The sequence below is a fragment of the Jiangella endophytica genome (assembly GCF_003427025.1).
Lineage (GTDB): Bacteria > Actinomycetota > Actinomycetes > Jiangellales > Jiangellaceae > Jiangella > Jiangella endophytica.
Map to the genome: position 1 here is coordinate 1 of NZ_QVAI01000045.1, position 5,463 is coordinate 5,463.

Annotated in this window: 3 rRNA genes; all 3 read left to right on the plus strand. The window is 58.0% G+C overall.

Annotated features, from left to right (window positions below):
- Nucleotides 1-155: 155 nt before the first annotated feature.
- The 3 genes from DZA62_RS35125 (at nucleotide 156) to rrf (ending at nucleotide 5,452) form a co-directional block, all read left to right on the plus strand.
- A 16S ribosomal RNA gene (locus tag DZA62_RS35125) occupies nucleotides 156-1,676 on the plus strand.
- 378 nt (nucleotides 1,677-2,054) lie between these two features.
- Nucleotides 2,055-5,166, plus strand: a 23S ribosomal RNA gene (locus DZA62_RS35130).
- A 169-nt stretch (nucleotides 5,167-5,335) separates the two neighbouring features.
- Nucleotides 5,336-5,452 (plus strand): 5S ribosomal RNA (gene rrf / locus DZA62_RS35135).
- Together the 16S, 23S and 5S rRNA genes form the textbook arrangement of a ribosomal RNA operon.
- The last annotated feature ends 11 nt before the right edge of the window (nucleotides 5,453-5,463 follow it).

Sequence of the window (5,463 nt, forward strand, 5' to 3'; positions counted from 1 at the left end):
GGCTGATTCTCACCTTTGGGTGGGGGTTGGTTTGTGGATTCCTTTGGTAGCGCAATGGCCTCTTACCGGGGGTTGTTGTGTTGCCGGGGTTGAGTTTCTTCTGATGATGGTTGATGCCTTGCCTGCCTTTGTGGTGGGTGGGTGTTAAATATTCATTGATGGAGAGTTTGATCCTGGCTCAGGACGAACGCTGGCGGCGTGCTTAACACATGCAAGTCGAGCGGAAAGGCCCTTCGGGGTACTCGAGCGGCGAACGGGTGAGTAACACGTGGGTAACCTGCCTTCAGCTCTGGGATAAGCCTGGGAAACTGGGTCTAATACCGGATATGACGTGCCACCGCATGGTGTGTGCGTGGAAAGTTTTTCGGCTGGAGATGGACTCGCGGCCTATCAGCTTGTTGGTGGGGTAGTGGCCTACCAAGGCGATGACGGGTAGCCGGCCTGAGAGGGCGACCGGCCACACTGGGACTGAGACACGGCCCAGACTCCTACGGGAGGCAGCAGTGGGGAATATTGCGCAATGGGCGAAAGCCTGACGCAGCAACGCCGCGTGAGGGATGACGGCCTTCGGGTTGTAAACCTCTTTCAGCGCTGACGAAGCCTTCGGGTGACGGTAGGCGCAGAAGAAGCACCGGCTAACTACGTGCCAGCAGCCGCGGTAATACGTAGGGTGCGAGCGTTGTCCGGAATTATTGGGCGTAAAGGGCTCGTAGGCGGTCTGTTGCGTCTGCTGTGAAAGCCCGGGGCTTAACCCCGGGTCTGCAGTGGATACGGGCAGGCTAGAGTCCGGCAGGGGAGACTGGAATTCCTGGTGTAGCGGTGGAATGCGCAGATATCAGGAGGAACACCGGTGGCGAAGGCGGGTCTCTGGGCCGGTACTGACGCTGAGGAGCGAAAGCGTGGGGAGCGAACAGGATTAGATACCCTGGTAGTCCACGCCGTAAACGTTGGGCGCTAGGTGTGGGTTCCCTTCCACGGGGTCCGTGCCGTAGCTAACGCATTAAGCGCCCCGCCTGGGGAGTACGGCCGCAAGGCTAAAACTCAAAGGAATTGACGGGGGCCCGCACAAGCGGCGGAGCATGCGGATTAATTCGATGCAACGCGAAGAACCTTACCTGGGTTTGACATACACGGAAATCCGGCAGAGATGTCGGGTCCTTTTAGGGTCGTGTACAGGTGGTGCATGGCTGTCGTCAGCTCGTGTCGTGAGATGTTGGGTTAAGTCCCGCAACGAGCGCAACCCTCGTCCCATGTTGCCAGCGGGTTATGCCGGGGACTCATGGGAGACTGCCGGGGTCAACTCGGAGGAAGGTGGGGATGACGTCAAGTCATCATGCCCCTTATGTCCAGGGCTTCACGCATGCTACAATGGCCGGTACAAAGGGCTGCGATACCGTAAGGTGGAGCGAATCCCAAAAAGCCGGTCTCAGTTCGGATCGGGGTCTGCAACTCGACCCCGTGAAGTTGGAGTCGCTAGTAATCGCAGATCAGCAACGCTGCGGTGAATACGTTCCCGGGCCTTGTACACACCGCCCGTCACGTCATGAAAGTCGGTAACACCCGAAGCCCATGGCCTAACCCCTTGTGGGAGGGAGTGGTCGAAGGTGGGACTGGCGATTAGGACGAAGTCGTAACAAGGTAGCCGTACCGGAAGGTGCGGCTGGATCACCTCCTTTCTAAGGAGCATTCAGCACTCGTGTTGTGCCCTGAAGGCATGGTGCGGGGTTGACCACGCTGCCGGCGAGTGTTCGGTGGGTGGTTTTGCTCATGGGTGGAACGTCAACCAAGCGATGCTCACTGTTGTTCTGCCTCTTTGATGGGGTGGGGTTGGTGGGTGGGAATCAGTGCACACTGTTGGGTCCTGAGAAATCGGGCCGCGCGCACCCTGATCGGGTCTTTCGGGATTCTGTCGGGGTGTTGTGGTGTCGGGTTTCTTTCTGGGCTGGCTCTTCTCCATACCGGTCATCTTTGTGGTGGTGCTGGTGGGGGTTTGAGGGTTTTGTCTGGTCGTTGTTTGAGAACTGTATAGTGGACGCGAGCATCTTCATCTTTGTGGTCAAGTTAGTAAGGGCACATGGTGGATGCCTTGGCACCAGGAGCCGATGAAGGACGTGGGAGCCTGCGATAATCCCTGGCGAGCTGGCAACCGAGCTATGACCCGGGGGTGTCCGAATGGGGAAACCCGGCGGCAGTCATGTGCCGTCACCGTCACCTGAACACATAGGGTGATCGGAGGGAACGTGGGGAAGTGAAACATCTCAGTACCCACAGGAAGAGAAAACAACAGTGATTCCGTGAGTAGTGGCGAGCGAAAGCGGAAGAGGCTAAACCGTGCGCGTGTGATAGCCGGCAGGCGTTGCGTGTGCGGGGTTGTGGGGTCGTGTTGACCGGAGACTGCCGTTTCTGGTCTGGAGTGATCAATCGCTGGTGAAGTCGAAGGACTTGAGAGGTCCGGCGTAGAGGGTGTTACCCCCGTAGACGTAAGCTAGTGACTCCAGTGACGTGATACCCGAGTAGCACGGGGCCCGAGAAATCCCGTGTGAATCTGGCGGGACCACCCGTTAAGCCTAAATACTCCCTGGTGACCGATAGCGGACAAGTACCGTGAGGGAATGGTGAAAAGTACCCCGGGAGGGGAGTGAAATAGTACCTGAAACCATGTGCCTACAAGCCGTCAGAGCGGTCCTTTCGGGGGTTGTGATGGCGTGCCTTTTGAAGAATGAGCCTGCGAGTTAGTGGTATGTGGCGAGGTTAACCCGTGTGGGGGAGCCGTAGCGAAAGCGAGTCCGAATAGGGCGTTTCAGTCGCATGCTCTAGACCCGAAGCGGAGTGATCTACCCATGGGCAGGGTGAAGCGGAGGTAAGACTTCGTGGAGGCCCGAACCGACCTACGTTGAAAAGTGGGCGGATGACCTGTGGGTAGGGGTGAAAGGCCAATCAAACTCCGTGATAGCTGGTTCTCCCCGAAATGCATTTAGGTGCAGCGTCGCGTGTTTCTTGCCGGAGGTAGAGCACTGGATGGCTGATGGGCCCTACAAGGTTACTGACGTCAGCCAAACTCCGAATGCCGGTAAGTGAGAGCGCGGCAGTGAGACTGCGGGCGATAAGGTTCGTAGTCGAGAGGGAAACAGCCCAGATCACCAGCTAAGGCCCCTAAGCGTGTGCTAAGTGGAAAAGGATGTGGAGTTGCGAAGACAACCAGGAGGTTGGCTTAGAAGCAGCCACCCTTGAAAGAGTGCGTAATAGCTCACTGGTCAAGTGATTCTGCGCCGACAATGTAGCGGGGCTCAAGCACACCGCCGAAGCTGTGACAATCACACTATAGCCCAGCGCCTTGTGCGTTCAGGTGTGTGGTTGGGTAGGGGAGCGTCGTGTGGCGGTTGAAGCGGCGGGGTGACCCAGTCGTGGACGCTACACGAGTGAGAATGCAGGCATGAGTAGCGAAAGACGGGTGAGAAACCCGTCCGCCGAATGACCAAGGGTTCCAGGGCCAGGCTAATCCGCCCTGGGTAAGTCGGGACCTAAGGCGAGGCCGACAGGCGTAGTCGATGGACAACGGGTTGATATTCCCGTACCGGTTGTGGCGCGACCATGCTGAGCCCGGTGATGCTAACCATCCGAACCCGTCTTGATTCCTTCGGGAGTCTTGGTGGGGGAGCGTGGGATCCGAACCGGTAGTAGGCAAGCGATGGGGTGACGCAGGAAGGTAGCCCATCCCGGGCGATGGTAGTCCCGGGGTAACAGTGCAGGGCCGTGGTAGGTAAATCCGCCACAGTAGCGCCCGAGGCTGGATGCCGAGCCGATTGCGGCGAAGTGGGTGATCCTATGCTGTCGAGAAAAGCCTCTAGCGAGTTCCATAGCCGCCCGTACCCCAAACCGACACAGGTGGTCAGGTAGAGAATACCAAGGCGATCGAGTGAACCGTGGTTAAGGAACTCGGCAAAATGCCCCCGTAACTTCGGGAGAAGGGGGGCCGGATACGTGATCGGACTTGCTCCGGGAGCGTTGATGGCCGCAGAGACCAGGGGAAAGCGACTGTTTATTAAAAACACAGGTCCGTGCGAAGTCGCAAGACGATGTATACGGACTGACGCCTGCCCGGTGCTGGAACGTTAAGGGGACGAGTTAGCTCTTCGGGGCGAAGCTCAGAACTTAAGCGCCAGTAAACGGCGGTGGTAACTATAACCATCCTAAGGTAGCGAAATTCCTTGTCGGGTAAGTTCCGACCTGCACGAATGGCGTAACGACTTTCCCACTGTCTCAACCACGGACTCGGCGAAATTGCACTACGAGTAAAGATGCTCGTTACCCGCAGCAGGACGGAAAGACCCCGGGACCTTTACTATAGCTTGGTATTGGTGTTCGGTTCGGCTTGTGTAGGATAGGTGGGAGACTGTGAAGCCGGCACGCCAGTGTCGGTGGAGTCAACGTTGAAATACCACTCTGGTCGTACTGGATATCTAACCTCGGTCCGTGATCCGGATCAGGGACAGTGCCTGGTGGGTAGTTTAACTGGGGCGGTTGCCTCCTAAAAGGTAACGGAGGCGCCCAAAGGTTCCCTCAGCCTGGTTGGCAATCAGGTGTCGAGTGCAAGTGCACAAGGGAGCTTGACTGTGAGACCGACAGGTCGAGCAGGTGCGAAAGCAGGGACTAGTGATCCGGCAGTGGCTTGTGGAAGCGCTGTCGCTCAACGGATAAAAGGTACCCCGGGGATAACAGGCTGATCCTGCCCAAGAGTCCATATCGACGGCATGGTTTGGCACCTCGATGTCGGCTCGTCGCATCCTGGGGCCGTAGCAGGTCCCAAGGGTTGGGCTGTTCGCCCATTAAAGCGGTACGCGAGCTGGGTTTAGAACGTCGTGAGACAGTTCGGTCCCTATCCGCTGCGGGCGCAGGAGACTTGAGAAGGGCTGTCCCTAGTACGAGAGGACCGGGACGGACGAACCTCTGGTGTGCCAGTTGTTCCGCCAGGAGCATCGCTGGTTGGCTACGTTCGGAAGGGATAACCGCTGAAAGCATCTAAGCGGGAAGCCTGCTTCAAGATGAGGTCTCCCACACGGTTGACGTGGTAAGGCCCCCAGCTAGACGACTGGGTTGATAGGCCGGACGTGGAAGCCCAGTAATGGGTGAAGCTGACCGGTACTAATAGGCCGAGGACTTGACCACACACACCCCATCATCGATGGGGTCACCTGCTGAAGAAGCACAATTGCGTCCACTATACGGTTCTGTTTCAACGAACAGACACACCCCCACCCCGCGACACCACACTCCGTGGCGAAGCGCCGGGGTGGTGCGGGTGCCCAGTCGAGTTGGGTGACAACTCCATAGATGTGCCGGCGGTCATAGCGGTGGGGAAACGCCCGGTCCCATTCCGAACCCGGAAGCTAAGCCCTCCAGCGCCGATGGTACTGCCCTCTAGCGGGGGTGGGAGAGTAGGACACCGCCGGACACTTACGTGAA